The sequence below is a fragment of the Vibrio sp. T11.5 genome, from assembly GCF_027587155.1.
Taxonomy (GTDB): Bacteria; Pseudomonadota; Gammaproteobacteria; order Enterobacterales; family Vibrionaceae; genus Vibrio; species Vibrio neptunius.
On record NZ_JAPPTP010000004.1, the window covers coordinates 68,652 to 87,747 of the forward strand.

General features: G+C 44.2%; 13 protein-coding genes. 7 read left to right on the plus strand and 6 right to left on the minus strand.

The window, feature by feature from the left end:
* Window positions 1–296: 296 nt before the first annotated feature.
* Complete coding sequence (locus OH455_RS06180) at window positions 297–6,896, plus strand: tandem large repeat (protein WP_269980739.1); 6,600 nt, start codon at window positions 297–299, stop codon at window positions 6,894–6,896.
* A 57-nt stretch (window positions 6,897–6,953) separates the two neighbouring features.
* Here OH455_RS06180 and OH455_RS06185 read toward each other — a convergent pair whose 3' ends face one another.
* Entirely contained in the window at window positions 6,954–7,409 is a 456-nt protein-coding gene (locus OH455_RS06185) for a hypothetical protein (RefSeq protein ID WP_269980740.1), read from the minus strand.
* A 266-nt stretch (window positions 7,410–7,675) separates the two neighbouring features.
* A complete protein-coding gene (locus tag OH455_RS06190; RefSeq protein ID WP_045975898.1) occupies window positions 7,676–8,440 on the minus strand; it encodes a hypothetical protein in 765 nt (254 codons plus the stop codon).
* A gap of 440 nt (window positions 8,441–8,880) precedes the next feature.
* Between OH455_RS06190 and OH455_RS06195 the strand changes: the two genes are divergently transcribed.
* Both OH455_RS06195 and OH455_RS06200 read left to right on the plus strand, forming a co-directional pair.
* Window positions 8,881–9,972: a YdcF family protein gene (locus OH455_RS06195; protein ID WP_269980741.1), complete on the plus strand. Its 1,092-nt coding sequence runs from the start codon at window positions 8,881–8,883 to the stop codon at window positions 9,970–9,972.
* A gap of 232 nt (window positions 9,973–10,204) precedes the next feature.
* Window positions 10,205–11,068: an aspartoacylase gene (locus OH455_RS06200; RefSeq protein WP_269980742.1), complete on the plus strand. Its 864-nt coding sequence runs from the start codon at window positions 10,205–10,207 to the stop codon at window positions 11,066–11,068.
* A gap of 51 nt (window positions 11,069–11,119) precedes the next feature.
* Here the strand turns inward: OH455_RS06200 and OH455_RS06205 are convergent, their stop codons facing one another.
* Genes OH455_RS06205 through OH455_RS06220 form a run of 4 tightly spaced genes read right to left on the minus strand, consistent with a single transcriptional unit; the run spans window position 11,120 to window position 14,531 of the window.
* Window positions 11,120–12,118, minus strand: a complete 999-nt coding sequence (locus tag OH455_RS06205) for a CobW family GTP-binding protein (protein WP_269980743.1) — start codon at window positions 12,116–12,118, stop codon at window positions 11,120–11,122.
* The gene (locus tag OH455_RS06210) at window positions 12,108–12,668 is read right to left on the minus strand and encodes a DapH/DapD/GlmU-related protein (protein WP_045975901.1); all 561 of its coding nucleotides are present in this window, start codon (window positions 12,666–12,668) and stop codon (window positions 12,108–12,110) included. Before OH455_RS06210 ends, OH455_RS06205 begins: the two co-directional genes overlap by 11 nt.
* A 29-nt stretch (window positions 12,669–12,697) precedes the next feature.
* Complete coding sequence (locus tag OH455_RS06215; RefSeq protein ID WP_269980744.1) at window positions 12,698–14,032, minus strand: dihydroorotase; 1,335 nt, start codon at window positions 14,030–14,032, stop codon at window positions 12,698–12,700.
* 37 nt (window positions 14,033–14,069) lie between these two features.
* Window positions 14,070–14,531: a Fur family transcriptional regulator gene (locus OH455_RS06220; protein WP_269980745.1), complete on the minus strand. Its 462-nt coding sequence runs from the start codon at window positions 14,529–14,531 to the stop codon at window positions 14,070–14,072.
* A 258-nt stretch (window positions 14,532–14,789) separates the two neighbouring features.
* Here OH455_RS06220 and OH455_RS06225 point away from each other — a divergent pair, with 258 nt between their 5' ends.
* The 4 genes from OH455_RS06225 (at window position 14,790) to OH455_RS06240 (ending at window position 18,950) form a co-directional block, all read left to right on the plus strand.
* The gene (locus tag OH455_RS06225) at window positions 14,790–15,206 is read left to right on the plus strand and encodes a RidA family protein (RefSeq protein WP_269980746.1); all 417 of its coding nucleotides are present in this window, start codon (window positions 14,790–14,792) and stop codon (window positions 15,204–15,206) included.
* 81 nt (window positions 15,207–15,287) lie between these two features.
* Window positions 15,288–16,172 carry a DMT family transporter gene (locus OH455_RS06230; protein ID WP_269980747.1) on the plus strand — a complete coding sequence of 295 codons (885 nt, stop codon included), beginning with the start codon at window positions 15,288–15,290 and terminating at the stop codon, window positions 16,170–16,172.
* 265 nt (window positions 16,173–16,437) lie between these two features.
* Complete coding sequence (locus OH455_RS06235) at window positions 16,438–18,090, plus strand: phosphoethanolamine transferase (RefSeq protein ID WP_269980748.1); 1,653 nt, start codon at window positions 16,438–16,440, stop codon at window positions 18,088–18,090.
* The gene (locus OH455_RS06240; protein ID WP_269980749.1) at window positions 18,069–18,950 is read left to right on the plus strand and encodes a hypothetical protein; all 882 of its coding nucleotides are present in this window, start codon (window positions 18,069–18,071) and stop codon (window positions 18,948–18,950) included. Before OH455_RS06235 ends, OH455_RS06240 begins: the two co-directional genes overlap by 22 nt.
* The last annotated feature ends 146 nt before the right edge of the window (window positions 18,951–19,096 follow it).

Below are 19,096 nucleotides of genomic sequence, written 5' to 3' on the forward strand. Positions count from 1 at the left end.
TTATTAATTTGTTTTGTGATTGATTTTGTTTGTGTTATATTATTTTTTTATGCTTTGTTGTTATCTCTATCTATTTTTTGAAAAAAATCATAGTTATCTTTTTTTATAAATTTTTAATAGCCATCATTTCTACTATGCTAATAGTTAAATTTACTGACATATAAATCTTTTTTTTGCTATTTTAATATAATTCGTCGATCTTAATTCTATTATATCTAGTCATTTTGCCACGTTGTGATTATTCAAGCTGAAAATATACTTTAGCTACTTTTGGGTAACATCACATCGGCATCATTTTGAGATATAAATACATCATTAAGCTTTTTCTGACGATCTTCACTATTTTATTGCTGAGCTCTTGCGGTGGTGGGGGTGGTGGTGATTCATCACCAAGATCTCGAGAGCATGCAACGATTTCTGGAATTGTTTTTGATGCACCTGTTTCGCAGGCTTTGGTGACCGTATATGAATATCAAAGCGGAAAAGTAGGACGCAAGCTTGGTACATCGACAACCAACTCAACCGGAGCCTATTCAATTGAAGTTGATGCTTCGTCCATGCCTCTTTACATTGTTGCGGAAGGTGGAGGCTACTTAGATCCATTAACAAATAAAGTCATTCGCGTCAGTGAAAATAAGTCGATAAAGATGACTAGCGTTATTAACTATGTGGAGGGCAGTAATCAAGCGGTTATGATAACACCTTTAACATATTTAGTTTCTGGTCTTGCTGAATTCAATATAAGTAGGGGGAAAAAGGCTGCTACCGCGATCGATGAGGCACTCGAGACAATTAATAACATGTATGGGTTTAACGTAAACTCGGTCAAACCAATAGATATTACAACAGGTGGCCATAACACCACGGCGACAGATGGCCACAAATATGGAGCGTTGTTAACGGCCTACTCGTCATACTCATTCGATTATATTAATGAAGATGGCACCGGATCCAGTGTATATACATCGATGAATTTGGCAGATTTAGGATATAGAGACATTGCTGCTGATGGGATGCTCAATGGTTATGAACTTGACGATCAAGGAGCCTTTCCTCAGAAACTAAACTTTGGTGCACATGAACTAAGTTCGGATTTTTACACTAACAGTATGGCTGAGCATGTTTTGATTGTAGTTAGTAACCCAGCTCTGAATATCTCCAAGACACCCGTTTCCGATTATATGAAGCTGGCTGAAAACCTTAACTCATTGGGCACTAATGATAGTGATGAAGGCGCGATTCCATCACGAGAATGGATTGACATTGACAAAGATGCTCCGACAGCAAAAAGGGAGGGAGATAGTGTTCTTACGGGCACAGAGTCGATTGAAGTTGTACTGAAAGATAAGGTAGGTGTCCAGTCTGCAAAATCCCAATTAAAGTATCACTTAGAGAGTGGCGAGTGGCTGGAGGCGTCTTGTGATGCTTCATACTCAAGGGAGGCTGAGCTGTGTTGGACCGATAAGAGTGACTTTGTAGAGGGGCCAAGGGAAACTCGACTCAAAGTTTACGTCAATACGGAAGTATTAGATTCTCTGGGTGTTGAAAGTCGTGTTACAGAAGCCCACCTCCTAGTAAAGACTGCTGATGTGCTTGAAAACCAAAACGATGTCGGCGTTGAAGTCCCATTCGAGTGGGATAATGTTGCGCCAGTCATTGAGGTGACTTCTTCAGAAACAATTAATGCTTCAGCGACAACATATATTCTAACAGGGATAGTTAAAGAGCACCCTGATTCCCTTAAACAAAAATCTGCCTTTGTCTCTCTCTCTGGTGGTGAGGCGATTCCAAATACGTGTGAGCCGATAAATAGTGGGGATAATGTCTGGTGTAAATTCACGACAAATGCTTACGATACTCGGTCGTTTGGTGACAGTGCAAATTTCACAATTACAGCAGAAGATATCCATGGTAATCAAGGTAAGTCAGTATTCACTCTATACAAAGATAGTGTCCCACCAATACTTACATTGAGTTTTCCAAACGAGGAGTTCAACTACGAAAACCAAAACGGAGATAACCTTGTTGACAAGTATACAGATACGACATACACGGAGTCATCGGTAGATACCGCGACTAAGTATCTCAAAATAGACTACAAATTTGCAGCGGATGGTTTAGACGCCACCGTTTCTGGGCTTGATTTTACTCAATTCAGCGAACAAACGTTACTCGATCATTCTGTGCCCTATGTGACTGCAACGATAATGGATTCATCCGAAGGTGGATCCTATAGCTCTTCAGCAGACGATTTAACGTTCAAAGTGACGTATTACCGTAAGAAAAGTGACAGCGGCTCTTACTTGCAATATGGCCAGACGACGCAAATTGCAAGTGATGCCGTCAGTGAAGAAAACAAAGGTATACCCTTCGAAGAGTTGAATTTTGGAACCGATGAAAAAGTGATTGAAATGAAATACTACATTCCTTTCGTGAAGGAAGTGCTAGATACTTCATTTGTTAATGCCACTTCTTCTGATTCACAAAAATTGGTTCTCTCAGCGATCGATCCTTCCGGTAATGAAAGTATTTCTCACGAAGTATATTTCAAAACCACGTTTGATAAACCAGAAGTAACCATTGTTTCGCCCTTCATTGATGCACCTGTGAGACTTCTAGGCCTAAATGAAAGTAGGGGTGACTTTAATACCTTGGGCACCTGCCGTACTAAGGCTGTCAATGGGGCCAATGATGAAGCCAGTTGCACCATAGCTTACGAATCAAAAAATTATCATTTCTTTAAGGTTTCACTTGGAAGTGATGACCCTACACATTACTTCCAGTGGAGTTTAGATACACAAACTGATGTTAATATTCTACCGACGGAAAATATAGGCGCCTATTTTTCTGGGGCAGATAAGACAACGCTTTACATTACAGAATTCTCTAGCTATCACACAGGTTTGTTCGATAGTCAGTGGGACAACCTAACGTCTGGTGAGAAAACGTTAGAAAATGCGGAGAGAATCTTAGCTGAAGTGAAGGACGCACTCGCAACACAAGACCACTCAATGCTTGGCTTCGATCCTATTTCAACTAAGTACGCGACTAACAAGATGCTGGAAAGCTCTGTCCCTGACCCTTTAACCGACCCATTTATCTACCGTTTCTTACTCGAAAGCTTAACTCAAATGGCAGAAGACAACTCTGCAGCGAATTCGAGTACCGTGGAGTACGCGTCAGCCTTCTATCAAGACTTAGAACATGATGGTTTGGCAAATGGTATCGGCGAAAGTGGTCAAATTACTATTGGTCATTATTCTCTCTCTTCCGATTCATACCGTGAAGAACTCGCTCAAGGCTACTATGATGTGGCACATGACCTACATGGTGTGGAATCTAAAGAAGCCCTTGATCAAGCGGACCATTTCGCAACCGCAAACCCTACCTTTGGTGGTGGGAATATCTTTAGTGATCAAGGTGGCAGTATTGACCAGCAGGCTCCCACGGTTAGTGTCGTCCCGAATCATGAACAGGCCCATGGATCATTCACACAAGTCGGCAATGATACTGATTACAACATTGCTGGCAGTGTCCAATCAGAAGTCACTATTGAAGATATCGCAACGGTTAATGAGGAGAAAACGGTACTGTCTGCCTATTGGGTGGATGGCTCAAAAAAAAAGACGTTGGCGGAGATAGAGTTTGTTCTTAATCGTGATAAATCAACAGATTATAAAAAAGTCTATGCCTTCACGATTGACTCCCTAGATCCAGAGTTCGTAGACGCTGAACACTTTGAAATCATCGCTAAGGTGGAAGATGGTATAGGAAATGGTCAAGGCCCTTATGTTGCGTCGACTTATTATGTGGATAACGAACCACCTATTGGCAGCCTTACTACCTTAACGCCTGAGCACCCAACTGAGGCAGACAGTGTCACGGTGACCTTGCAATTCGACAAACCAGTCACATCGGTCGCCGCAACATTTAGTGATATAGATATCGATTTTGGTGAGTCTCAAGAATACAAGCTATCTTGGACGGGGACGACGTCGGATGTGGTTTCACTCAATCCTGATGAGAATTCGAAACCTTTAGTGGTGAGTCGTTACCATGATGAGCTCAATAATGCTGGCGAGGCATTTTCTGAAGATATCATTATTACACCGACGATCACTATCGATAACGTGACGGATGATAATGTCGTTGACAGCACAGTAGATGACGTTAAAAACATTAGTTTTAGTGGTTCAACGAAAGGCTTTTTAAGGGACAGTCAGTTGTCTGTAAACGTGGTTTCAGAAAAGCGTCCCAACATTGATAAGTTTGAATTGACAGGGATCACAGTAAATCAAGATGGTACTTGGGCTACTTCTAATCAAGATATGTCAACTTGGGAAGAGTCGAGTTTTACTATTGAGGTCATTGGTAGAAATAGCGAAGAATCTCAGTACGTGGCTCAAGAAAAGGATTCAAGCTACGTGGATAGTATTGCTCCTCAAGTTCTCCAATCTCAAATATCAATGTCTGGCTCTGCGACAAGGTTACTAACCACTGCTTCAGAAGAAATGCTGGTTGATGGCGAAATCGCGACCGTGACACTGGCTTTTAGCGAGCGGGTGAGACAACCAGAGGTTGTCCTAAATGGACAAGCCATTACCTTTAACCAGCCTGATGAAGGTGTGTCTAAAATCTGGGTCGGGACGAGTCCTGCACTTATCCTTCCAAGTAATGTCTCTACATCAAAGCTAGTCGTTTCAAATTACCAAGATACGGCGAGTACACCGAATTTAGGTGCTCGCTATGAGAAGACGCTTGACGTAAAGCCCATTATTCTAATGCCGGAAATTCTGGATTTATCGACGAGCGAGGCGAGGGCCTTTGTGGTTTCAGGAACGGCACGAGGATTTGAAAATGGTGCTCAATTGAGCGTGTCGGTTTCCAATAATAGCCCTCTCGGTGAGACATTCAGTGGGACTGTGACAGTGAGCGGGGGAGCATGGAAAACTGCGCCTGAGGATATCTCATCATGGGAAAGCGGAACCTTAACGATCACGGTCAATGGTTCAAATAGCGGTGGGCACGCGGCGACTTTAGTGTCTCAGGACGTGGCTCTAGAGGATGATATCGCGCCAGACGTGAGCCGTATTACTGTTAACTCAGGTGTGCCTATCGAAGACAACCGTGTCGTGTCCGTTAACCTGACATTTAGCGAGCGCGTGAAGAATGTCGTCGCAAATGTGGACGGTGTCGATGTGAATTTTACCTCTCAAGGTAATGAGAGCACTATTTGGGAAGGTGTCACGTCAGATGTGGTCATTGTGAACGCCAATGAGATGTTCAAAACCGTGACTGTAACGCAGTATCAGGATGTGCAAGGCAATCACGGTACATCGAGTTCCAGTGAAGTACCTGTGAAACCAGTGATTGAGATGACACCGCGAGGTGGGCCGATTGACGAAGAGGAATCAAGTCAGGTAGTGATTTCTGGATTTGCACGAGGGTTTAAAGCTGGCGATCAAGTATCGGTTGTGGCAAGTCTCGATTCAGACCCAAGCACATATCATTTTAGTGAAACCGTTGACGTTTCAGAAAATGGTGGATGGAGTACTTCAGAGCAAAATATCCGCAACTGGCCAAGTGGTGATATTAACCTGACGGTAACAGGGCATAACCAGAATGGTCAGGTAGCGGAGACTGCACCCTCTACTATTGACTATGCGGATGTGACGCCACCAGGGATAATGGGGGAGATTGCCTTTGACCCAGAGGCCCCTGAGGACGGCCAGAGTGTGACAATTACAGTGAACTTTACTGAGCTCGTGACAGGTGTGACAGCGAATGTAGGTGGCGTGGCTGTGGCTTTTTCTGGTCACACCCCCGCCAAGCAATGGGTGGGCAGTACAGAGACACCTATCACCCTGTCGTCAAATGAAGACACGATTGTAGCGAGAGTGAACGCAGGCTACGAGGATCTGTCAGGGAATACTGCTGTCGACTTCAAAGAGACTGCAACCGGAGTGAAACCAGTACTGTATCTTGAGCCAGTAGAAGGTAACAATGAAATTAATTCTCAAGAAGCGGAGCATGTTGTGATTCATGGCACTGGTGTTGGCTTCTCAGGGGATACGGAAATGATCACTGTTACAGTAACCTCACAAGAAAATACGGCTTTTCATTGGCAGCAGACAGTGCCCATTTCTGAGGCAGGAAGTTGGACAACAGAACCACACGGTCACAATATGTCTGATTGGCCATTAGGGTTAGTAAGTGTTGAAGTGACGGGTACGAACCAACAAGGTGGTGCTGCGGATCCTGTTAGAGAAGATAGCGTGTATATTGTTGCTAGCGTAACGGGAGTGGAATCTCTCTCGCCATCTGAGCCTGAGCATAACAATGCAGTGAGTGTCACCGTTAACTTCGATAATCCTGTAAAAGGGCTGTCGGGAAGCTTTGCTGGTGTACCTATGACCTTTACTAAAGTGACCTTGGACAGTGAACTGTCGGAACAATGGACAGGACAAACAAATCGCGAGATTGCTTTGACTGCGGGTAGAGCGACCGAAGCTTTGGTCTTAAACAACTTTGAAAATTCTTCAGGCAATAGCGCAGGGCAAGTGTATGAAGAAGCATTTTTTGTTAAGCCATTGATCGAAATCGACTCAGTAAACGGTGAGAATGTTATCGATTCCGGTGAAGTGAGCGAATTTTACATTACTGGGCAGTCTAAAGGGATGGAAAACAATGGCACGCTAAGAGTTAAAGTGAATCGGAGTTTTTTAAGTAGTACAAAGCATGATGAAGTGGTGACAGTAGAATCGGACGGAACTTGGTCTACTGGAAATATTAACGCGACAAGTTGGTGGACTGGAGACTATGTCGTTCAGGTAACCGGAGTGAATAGTGGAAATGTGAGTGCGGACGAAGCGACTCAAACCTTTATTGTTCAGTAATGAGTCTCCTCGCCTCAGGTGAAAAGAGTAAATACTCAGTTTATTTACTCTTTTCCGTCAACCTTTCTGACAAAAAAGTTGGTCTCCCGATTCCGTCGTCATTGAAATGTTATTTTCATTCACTGCGCTCAATTTCCACTTTTGTGTCACTGTCGGGGAAAGTGTATTAGTGAAAACTTCCTGAAACTCTTCGGGTGTATTGTCTGAAAAAGTGGTCTCTAGATTATTAATCACCTCGAGCAATGAAGTGTTACGCTTTATCCACTTTCCGCTGCTGGTTACATTAATGTCATAAGTGATGTCAGTATTCAAATTGGTGACTTTCACCACAGAGTCCTTTTCATAGAACCCATTGTTATAGTAATGGACACGATCACTGTACCTGAGGTTAGCGAGTTCGAAAGTTGCGTCTGCTGAACATTGCCATTGACCTGTAATGTCTTGTTCAAATTGTGGTGTGGTGATACAGCCTGTTAGGGAAAAAGTGGCGATTAAAATAGCGAGAGATTTCATAATTTGAAGATTCCAAACCAATATAGCCGTCGATAATATTGGTTTTTCTGAGTTATTTGTTAGATCAATATTACCAGTGTAGGGTATGTTTTTTAAGACAAGTAACTCCCCATTTTATAAGGGGACTGTTACAAGAAAAGCGATCTTTCGGTTGGAATAAACAATCGACTGATGGTCTTACGAAACGATGATGAGCAAAAATAAATCCAATAATGAATCCAGAGTCATAGAAAGTGGATGATAGTAATTGTTCATGTTTTCTGATCCTAGCGGCTACGGAATTTTTTAGACACTTGTTTAAGCAGCTCTCCATTTATTTCTGGCAATCCGTCAGAGAAATAGATCTGTTGACCAGGTGTCATTCGAAATAGGACATTGGTGAACTCGCCTTCTTCGTTGGCGCAATTTGCCGCGTGCATCTCACTGACTTTGCGGTCCAGCTCCTGTTCCAGTTTGAGACTTTGTTCTTGCGTCAAACGCACTCGTGCCTGACAAACCTGAGAAATTGTGGAGTCTTCCATCGAGATCGTTTCGAAGCGTCGCTTAAATAAGGTATCGAGCGCAGTGCCTTCTTCCATGATAAAACGGCGACCAGAGCGATACACGATCTTGTCGCCATTTGCTTCCATATATCCAAGGATTTCAGCAATGCTTAGATAGAATCTCAGGCTGGTATCTGAGAGTTGATACTGCTCGGCAATTTGCTGCGGTGTTTGATTGCGTGAGGTGATGAGGTAGATAAAGTCGAGAAGGTAAGGGTGTTCAACAAAGAGGGCATTTTGTTCATCAGAGAGAAACTGCTCGTTGTCTCGTTGGAGTTGAACCGCCAATTGCGTCAGTTCCATCAAATCACTATTAAGGTGGTTGGTGTACATCAGGATCTTATCCAAACCCAGAGCAGGATTGTGCAAATGTCGCTTTATGGTTGAGAGGGGCACGCCGGTTTTGTCAGACAATTCGCCATAACACAGCCCCTCATTTTTGATTTTCTGGCGGATGGCAGCTAGTAGAAATTCTGGTCCTATATGCATGGGTTGCAGCCCTGGTTATTTTGGCGCTCTATAGGCAGATTACGAATATCAGCATTAGGTACGAATCGGTGTTTGTTCTGCATGCAGTTTACCCTTTCAGTATCACACTTTTGTCTTATATTCAGCTGAGCGACATGCTCATTGCATCCCGTCGGGCAAGAATCGTGTAACGGCCGTCTTTCCTTGGGGCAATCAGAGAGGATTGAATTACTGCATCAACACTCTTTGAGTAGTTTAGGTAGGTTATTTGATGGCTTGAAATTATTAGTATTTAGAATGGCTTTTTTATGTTGATTTGTGATTTTAATTCGCTTTTTAAAAGCTCTATCAATGTTATGCGCATGAAATGAGTCTTGGTTCACGGTTTTTCCAGAGAGTAAATTTACACTGCGAAAAAATCAATCGACACAGGTCGAATACAACAACATCAGGACCTCTACATGAAAAAGTACATCATTGCCCTTGCTCTTGGTGGCGTGCTAACGACAGCCCCTTATTCTCTTGCCGCTAACGATACGACTGTTCAAGCTGCCACTAACTACGCTCAGTTCATAACGAAACGCCAGGTGGTGGATCAATTGTTGGCTGATGCGGTCACTGCATTTAAATCGCCGTCACGTATCTCTCATGCTGGCTTTACTGCAAAAATGCCAAGCAATATGGAAATAGTGACTAACCGTCTTCTGGAAGCTTATGAACTCGAGCCTTATCGTACAGATTTGCTTATTTCAGCGGCAAATGCGCAAATCTACAACAAGAATGTTGATAGAGCGATAGTGCTTTTCGAGCAAGCACTGTCGGTCGCACCAGACGATGTTGATTTGCACGCGTACCTTGCGGTTTGGCAACGCTTTAAAGGTAATGATGTCGAGTCAAACAAGCATATGGATAAGTTGAAATCTTTGAATGTAGGTAAAGCAGCAGACTTGGCTCGTATTTTTGAAACCGTTGATCGCGTGTTGGCAACACCACTGAAAGAGGTGGCGGACAAAGGGCTGTTGGATGATAAAGGTGCGATTGTCACTTTGGGGTATGCGCTCAATCCAGATGGATCGATGCATAATATATTAGTTGAGCGCTTAGAAACGACGTTAGCCATGGCTAAAGCTAACCCTGATGCTTTGATCGTGCTGACGGGAGGTGTGCCAAAAAATCATAAAACGGAAGGTAAACTCATGGCTGACTGGTTGATTGCAAAAGGTGTGCGTAGCGATCGTATCATTGAAGAAAACTACGCAACCAGCACAGTTGGCAATGCTTTGTACAGCAGTTACGCACTGGCTCGCCACGGTATTAAACACGCCACTATTATCAGCTCTGCGAGCCATGTTCGACGTGGGCAAACGTTGTTTGAAGTCGCAAGCTGGCAAACAGGCCCACAAGGCATCACGTTTGATACTGTTGGTTATCCAGATAAGCCGATAAAGGAATTGGCCAAGGTGAGCGACAGTGAGCTACTTGGTATCTACCGAGACGCTTTGAGAACTTACGGGATGTGGAGTTACCGCTCTTATCCACTAGAGTCAAGATAAATACACACAGAAAAGGCCACGGTACTGGCCTTTTCTGTGTCAGCAACATTCCCGTAGATTGGATAGTGTCCGCTTACGGGAATTTATGAAAAGTCATATATTTATCAACAAAGGTCAGGCTGACTAGATGTCGACAAATGGCTACCACTTTCAAATCCCAGATCTTTGACCTCCAAAGAACGAAAAATTAATGTTATGTTATAACGTAATATTTTTGTTGGGGAACCTATTTGTGCAGAAAGTGAATCAAGTGCTCGTTGTTGCCGGCACTCATGGAAACGAGTTGACGGGGCTATACCTTCAGAAATTGATCAAAGCTGGTAGTTACTCTGTTGAGCGCTCTTCCTTTGAAGTAAAAAGCGTGGTCGGTAATCCAGAAGCAGTGAAGAGAAATGTTCGTTTCATAGAAGTTGATCTCAATCGTCAGTTTGTTAGCGCTGCTTTAGTCGAGGAGTCACGAGAAGCGAAACTAGCGGTTTCCTTCCGAAGAGAATATGCTCGGGTTGAAAACCAGTTGATCGTTGACTTACATAATACGACTAGCAATATGGGAGCAACATTGATCTTGTTGTCCAATGACCCGTTCTATACTCGGATGGGAGCTTACATTAAACAGCGCATGCCGAAAGCGAATGTGTTGTTTGAAGACCGAAAACCATGGTCTGAGCAACCTTATTTATGCTCTGTAGGGCAATATGGGATCATGATAGAAGTAGGGGCTCAAGCACATGGTTCTCTGATGTATAAAACACTAGAGTTAATGAAACAAATGCTTACTGCAGTATTGGATTTTGTTGAACTGCACAACTTAGATAAGGCAATCGCTGGTGCTTCATACGATGCGTTTCGCTACATGGAAGAGGTAGCTTTCCCATTGGATCATGATGGAATGCGTCTAGCAGTCGTACATCCGACAATTTGTGGTAGGGACTTTGAGGTCGTAGAACCAGGAGAGCCACTGTTAGCTACCTTTTTAGGCTATGATGTGCATTGGCAAGGAGAGAAGGAGGTTTATCCACACTTCATCAATGAAAGTGCGTATTGTTCCAGCAATATCGCCATGGCACTGGCCGAAAAAGTACATGTAAAAATGTAAAGCGACTGTGTATAGGGTAGGTGTATTTCCTACCCTCTGAGACTCCGTTGTTTAGGCTATCACGCAAGCCATTAATTGGGCTTCAATCGCATCGTCAAGGTTGTCCGAGATAAACTCTACGCGGCTTTCAAAACCATCATCCAGAATCACTTCGGTCAATCCGTCTGACGTCATGTTGTAGCCTAAAACACCCATATCGGTTATGAATACAGCCTTCATACGTTCAATGTTCAGATCAAGTAGCATTAATGCCAATTTCTGTCGGCTGAAAACTTTGTCTGGTGAGAAGCGCCAGCCAATACTTCGAAAACCTTCACCTTCGTTTACTGCTTTGATGATGCCACTCTCTGGCATAGGTAGATCGGCGGCCAGAGGTTTTGATTGAGCATGGTAGTGATGGTGACTGCCTTTTTCGTTGGCTAAAGTAGGTCCCTCAAATTCACCAAAAGGAATATTGCCAAATTCGGCGAAAATCACTCGTTTTTCCGAACCACCTAGCTTTGTTACATAAGCGCCTAACTGCTGTTTCTCATCGCCTTGGTACAAATCGATTTTGTTACCTACTATGGTGTCTGAAATCGCGATCTGTTGGTTGAATGTATCATGGTGCGTGTATCGCTCATCAGACAGCTGTCGCGCATCAACCAGCGTGAGTGTTTTTTGTAAAGACAGTACTTCTTGATAATGTTTAGAAGAGAGCACTTGCAATACTTCTTTAGGGTGCCCGAGGCCAGTCGGTTCAATGAGAAGACGGTCAGGCTTGGCTTCGGTAAGTAGTTGGTTAAGAGCAATTTGCATGGGTAGCCCAGCTGCGCAGCACATACACCCCCCCGGAACCTCACGAATAAATACTTGCTCTGTTCGATCATGTTGGCCTTGAAACAAGCTTCCATCGACACCTATTTCACCGAACTCGTTAACCAGAATAGCCCAGCGTTCGTCAGCCGGTTTGTACTGCATTAACTTGAGGATTGCGGAGGTCTTTCCTGCACCGAGAAAGCCGGTAATGATATTGGTCGGAACCGCTTTGATTGGTTGTTCAGAGCTCATTTGCCATTCTCCTATACCCTTTAACAAGGGTGTGGTTGGCAGATACAACGGACTCTGAAAATGCTGAATACTCAGGCGGGACTTTAGAGATGCTACTTAAATCAAAGCCTGCGCCAATATTGGTCATTGGTGGTACATGAAATTGCTCAGGCAAATCTAAACCATCAACAACACAGTTGTGGCGAATGACACAGCCTTTTCCTATCGTCGCGTTAAAAACGACCGAGTTGAAACCGATGAACACGTCATCGCCAACCTCACAAGGGCCGTGGATGATAGAGCGGTGGGCAATAGAGGAGCGCTCGCCGATGGTCACAGCTGCGCCTGCTTTGGAGTGGATAACAACGCCGTCTTGAATATTGGTATCCTGCTTGATGACAATAGGATCCATCTTTCCCTCGGCGTTGACTTCATCCGCTCGTATCACCGCGTATGGGCCAATAAATACATTGTCTTCGATAATCACTTTGCCACAGATGATGGCGGTTGGGTCAATGAATGCCGTTTCGGAGACGACAGGCATATGCCCGTTTGGGTTTCTTCTTAACATTTTAATATCTCAGTGGATAGGAACTGCTTTTAGCGTGTGAAGGACAGGGCACTGGCGATTGATGGCTCAAAAGTCACTTGTTTCCCGTCGAATACCTTGTTGCCGTTCACCCAAGTACTTTGGATCTTCGACGAAAAGGTGTGACCTGCGAATGGACTCCAGCCGCAGTGATAGAAGTTGTTGTCATGAGTGATGCTGGTGGAATTGTCTCTGTCGACCAGCACCAAATCGGCGTAGTAACCTTCGCGAATAAATCCTCGGTCTTTGATCGCGTATCTGAGTGCTGGATTGTGCGATACTTTCTCGACCACCTGAGTCAAGCTCAGCCTTCCTCTGTCGACGTGATCGAGTAAGCTCAGTAGGGCATGTTGGACCAATGGCATACCCGCGGGAGCCTGTTCATATGGTACCTGTTTTTCTGACAAGGTATGCGGTGCATGGTCGGTAGCGATGATATCAATCCGATTGGTGTGCAAAGCTTGGATCAAGGCATCTCGGTCGCTGCCGTACTTGATCGCTGGATTGCATTTAATCAGGTTGCCTCGCTCAGCGTAGTCCTGATTGCTGAACCACAAATGATGTACACACGCCTCGGCTGTGATGTGTTTTTGTTGAATGGGCCCCGGTTCAAATAGTGAAAGCTCTTTTTCCGTGGTGATGTGAAGAACGTGTAGCTGCGTGCGGTACTTTTTAGCTAATGAAACGGCGTATGATGAAGACGCAAAGCATGCGGCATCATCACGGAGTACTGGATGGTCTTCAATCGAGAATACCGAATGAGATTGCCGTAATTTTTCGCTGTTTTGGGCGATGATAGGGCTACTCTCACAGTGTGTTACCACCAAGGTGGGCGATTCCTCGAAGATTCGCTCTAATGCTTGCGGGTGCTCGACCAACAAGTCACCCGTTGAAGCGCCCATAAACACTTTTACGCCACAGTGCTTTGTTGGATCCAGCTGTTGTATTTGAGTTAGGTTATCCTCGGTAGCGCCAAGATAAAACGCGTAATTGGCGTAGGAGTACTGGGCTGCAATCGCGTATTTCTGTTCGAGCGCTTCAATGGTGGTCGTGGAAGGGTTGACGTTTGGCATCTCCATGTAACTGGTAATACCGCCAGCGACTGCTGCTCGTGACTCTGAACCGATAGACCCTTTGTGTGTCAGACCAGGTTCTCGAAAATGCACCTGATCATCGATCATTCCGGGGAGTAGGTAACTTCCCTCTGCATCGACAATTTCGTCACTGGGAGAGGCGACAATATCTGCTGCTATTCTCTCTATTCTTTGACCGACAATACGCACATCCATTTGACTCACGATACCGTCGCTGACGATGTGAGCATTCTTAATTAGTATTGAGGTCATAACGTTGAACTGGCTCCTTTTGCTGGTTTACTGAGTGTTAATCTGAACTTTGGCTGCATTCGTGGCACAGACAATCAATCTCAAGTTGCGGTGTTAACACCTTAAATCCGACTTGCTTGGCATCTGACTCTAGGTTGGTAATAAGGGATGGGTCTAAAGTTTGTTCTTGAGTCTTGTTACATTGGCGGCAAATCAAAAACTGGGGGACGCCATGTTCGTGCTCGTCATGGATATGAGCACAGGCGACGTACTTGCTTGAGGCGTTGAGCTTATGTGCCAAGTGCTCTTGTTCCAAAAACTCCAAGATTCGGTAAGCAGACATGGCTTGAACCGTTTGGCCAAAGTGAGTATTTGCATAGTCAATCAACTCATAAACAGACAGCGCTTTATCAGCATGAAGGAGCGCCGTGAGTACTTGCTTACGTTTTGAAGTGAGCCGCTTTCCATTTGCTCGGCAGCGTTTCTCTGCCTGTTCAATCATTATCTCGATTGTGTCCATAACACTCACCCAAACCGTGTATTTTCTGGTGCCCTAATATCTTGTGTATTATGTTATAACATAACATTTTTGGCCGCAATAAAGTCTTTAACCAGACTTGGTGAGGTAGACAAGGAGAGCCTTTGTTTGTTCATCGGGATCCCCATCTTAGCGGTATCGAACGGACATTGCTTGCGACTAAAAAATGCTCTTGACCTCAATCTTGGTTGAGGTTTTACAGTGATTGAGATTTGAACCTACTAAGTTGAGAAGATAACAATGTCAAATAAATCAATCACGTTTCAAAATCCTTCAGATTTATTCAATCCGACGCCATATGGCTTTTGTCACACAGTCACTGCTCCCTCTGATGGACAGCTTGTTTACATCTCGGGCCAAAGTGGTGGAGAAGGCGTCGAGCACCGCTTGAGTGAAGATTTTCGCCAACAAGTGCGGAGTGTGTTAACTAACTTGGAGATTGCCTTGACGGCTCATACACTCAGCTTCGGCGATGTTTTAAAAATTACCGTTTTAATCGTCGATCACGATGAAAGAAAACTGCAAGTCTGGAGCGACGAGATGCTTATGCGCTGGCCTTCGGATCGCTTACCTGCTAGTACACTGATCCCAGTGCCTAGGCTTGCGCTTGATGGGATGAAAATCGAGGTAGATGCGATTGCTTTTAAAGCGATGTAAGCGATATTGCCGATGAACTTAACTCAACAACGACAAGATACACATCGAGTGAAAAAGACGTATTTTAGGTAATCCATCGTTATGTTTAGAAACTATTTAACCCTGCTGACAATTGGTCTTATTTGGGGCTCTCAGTTTGTGTTCCAGAAATATTCTCTAATGGGATTTGACCCAGTATGGATAGGCACATTCCGCGCTATTCTTGGCGCACTAACATTAACTCTGATATGCAAAATGACGGGTATAACCAGTGTGAGCAAGCAATGGGGGCTGTTTGCATTAATTGGCCTGCTGGAAGCAGCGATTCCGTTTGTTTTGGTACCTTGGGCACAGCAGGAGTTATCAAGCTCGATTACGGCTATATTGATGGGAACATTGCCTTTCTACGCATTGTTGCTTGCTCCTGTATTTATTAGAGGTACAAGAATCAGTATAGGCAGTGCGATTAGCGTGATTGTAGGATTCGGCGGGCTGTTAGTGTTGTTTTATCCTGAGCTTGCCACTGGGGCTGGGCGCATCGATCTTGTTAGCTCGATAGCGATTGTGTTCTCTGCTATCTGCTTTGCTGTTGCCTTGCTGTTACTTAATCGAGTGAAAGGTGAGCACCCACTTATTGTTGCGCGTAATGTTCTGTGTATGGCCAGTGTTCAGCTCACCGTCATCGCCCTGATGACGGCCCCGCTCAATCAGTCTCACCCGAATACATCATCAGTTATGTCTTTGCTTTACCTAGGTGTAATATGCGCTGGCGTCGTGTATTACCTCTATATGATGAGTATTAAAAATGCGGGCGCAGTTTTCACTTCCATGACCAATTATTTGGTCCCTGCCGTCGGTGTATTGATTGGTGTTTTCCTTACCGATGAGTCTGTCCAAGGCAATACTTGGCTAGCGCTCGCCATTATTTTGTCAGCCTTGTTTATCAATCAGATGTTCGAAGGCAAACACAGTAAAAAAGAGCGATAGTTTTACGCTTTTGCCACGGCTAGCTGAGCCGTGGCATCCAATTTCTACAAGTAACACTATTGGTTAAGCAGGGAGCTCAATATCTAAGTTTTCGACAGTGTTTTTTGATATGAGAATCAAAAAGCGATGATTCTCTCAATATAGGTTTGAGATTAACCCAATAACTCTATTTGCCACTTAATACATTGTAATTTAAAAACTTTGTAGTTGGCATGCTCTCTGCTGTATCGATTGAATGCGTAAGTCGTTATAGAGGAGAATGCCTATGAAGGCGATGAATAAAACTACTGTGTTGTACTGCGTAGTTGGTTTACTTCCTTTTCTCGTGCCACTTGTTTTTACCATGCAGTTAAGCAGTGTATTCACTTACTATTTCGCGCTGATGAGCGTGCTGCTACTGTTATTGATCATGACGTTTAAAGGCTGGCTGGGTAAGGCGACCAAGCTTCTATTCGTTCTATCGTGCTTGTTCAGCATCGTTTCTTTAGTTCTGACGGGAGGTCTTGTTTCTACGGGGGCGTTCCACTCAATACTGCTGACACATAGCGAAGAAGTTATCGGTTATTTTGAACTCGTTAACTGGTACATCATGGTTCCGGTCTTTCTATCCACCGCCATAGGGCTGTATTGTTTCTGGAAAGCCTACTTGCCTATTCAGGGATGGCGCCGAATGACTTTATTGTTGAGTGTTTTGGCTGTGGCTACCGCCTTACCTGTTTTTAAATGGAACTTTGACCCTGAAGCCAAACAGCAGATAACTGAAGATTACGTCCATACTTTGTACCTTTATCAGGACACGCCCGCGTACAATATTTTCAGAGTTGCTGCTTTGGCTTTTTATGAGCGTTATCAGAGCCACTTGAGCTATGGGCAAGATTTGCCAGAGCATGTATTGCCTGATTTTTCTCTCACTATTCCTACTAATATCGTCATTGTTATTGGGGAGTCTTCACGAAGAGCATCCTATTCTCTCTACGGCAGTCAGATAAATTCGAGCCCAAAGCTGAAGGCTCGCTATATCGAAGACAGTAACCTTGTCACTGTGGTCGATGGTGTCTTTGCTCCTGCCCCCAATACTCGAGAATCTGTCCCTCGTTCGTTCTCATTTATTTCGGCGAATCAAATGTTGTACCAAGGGTTGCCTTATGTGAACTTAGTTGATGTTGCTCGGATGATGGGATACCAAACTACCTGGGTGACCACCCAAGCACTCTACACTCGCTGGGACTCGTTCACCGCTAAAGTAGCGACTTCCTCAGATAATGTTATCCATACTGGTGAGCCAGGACAGCTTTGGCGAGATATTGATGCAGCCAAAGCGGTGGTAAAGCAGCTAAATAAAGATGATGGGCATCAGTTTGTTGTGCTGCATTTATCTGGCGAGCACGCTGATTACTCAATGAGAAATGGTGAATCATTGCCTCAAGCTCATTTTGATGCCATCAAGCAGCAACTCACTATTGCTTCAGACCTGTCACCCATTGAAATCGCTTACTTAAGCTCTGTTCATTTCACAGACTCGATTCTGGATGCACTGATTTCTGGGTTGTTTAAAGATGAACCCAACAGCTTACTGGTTTACTTTTCCGATCATGGTGAAGTTATTGGCAAAGGGCATGGGCTACAACCTATTCGGATCGAAGATGAGCTTGCCGTCCCTTACCTTGTCTTTGGCTCGCTAGGAAAAAATATGTCCGAGGTGATTAACTGTTACCGGGATAACCAACATCTGCTGTTTAACAGTGCTTACTTTCCTGAAGTCTTGTTATCAACACTCGGTATGAAAATAGAGCCACCAGAGTCAACCAGTGAATTCACCTATTACTCTGTGCAGGGTGTGACGAAAACCTTACCTAGTGACTTTTCATTTGAGTTTTATTATCCGGGGCAGCAGCAATGCAGATACAACGCTCATTAATTTATGTTTTAATTTTTACATCTGCTCTTATCTTGCTGACGTTCGATAAGTTGAGGCCGATCAGGGTTTTTGCCGTTTATTCCAGCTGTAAAGTCGTCGAGAAAGTGGGGTTGGTAGCAAGCTGTGATCAATTACCCGTTGTGACTATTTTGGAACAAGGCAAGTTAGATGCTGATTCATACGGCGTGGAAGACCCGCTAGCGTTATCTTTGTTCTTTGAACGCTATCGTATTCCTGAGCATGTTTATGCTCACCGAACAAACAGTCCTGAGCGGGCAAAAACATACGCTAAGTATTATCACGCATTCGAGTTTGATGCGGTTTGGAATGCGGACCAAGAGGCGCTGGATATTTACCACTATCCTGAACACGCATCAATGGCGTTCTACTTCCATCAACTTGTTGATATTGTGCCGATAAGCAGTCGTTTATGGTTAGATCTGAAAAATCTAACGCCTGAAATGAGCCCAACTATTGTAGGCTATCTGAACCACTACTTTACTCAGAAGGAAGACAGGCAACGTCTAATTGTAGAATCTAAAAACGCGGCTGCACTCACTGATTTTCATGCATCAGGGTATAAAACATCCTATTACTTGCCTAGCCCAGAGTTGCTTACGGGTTGTGAGGAACACCGTTCTGTTCAAGAGTTGATCGCAAATATTAATCAGTGGAAAACCGACTTTATATCATTTCCTTACACTCAACAGCAATTTGTAGACGCATGTGTTTTACCCTATGTAAGAGTGGTTCCGCAGTTGTCGTGGGGAGGATTGCCGTTCGCGATTCCTGAAGGCGCGTTAGAGCGCTATCGGGGCTATATCGTCGATCATTCATTACACCTGGAGAAGCTTGAATGAGTCTTATGTGAAACTGGTCGTCGGCTAAGATAGGGTACTTCAGCTGTGGTTTAATCTCGTATCTTGATGAAAGAGATCTTCACTTGCATTGACGTTTTCTCGCAGACGGATAAACCTTGTTTTGTAGCCTTTACCTTTCTATCTCA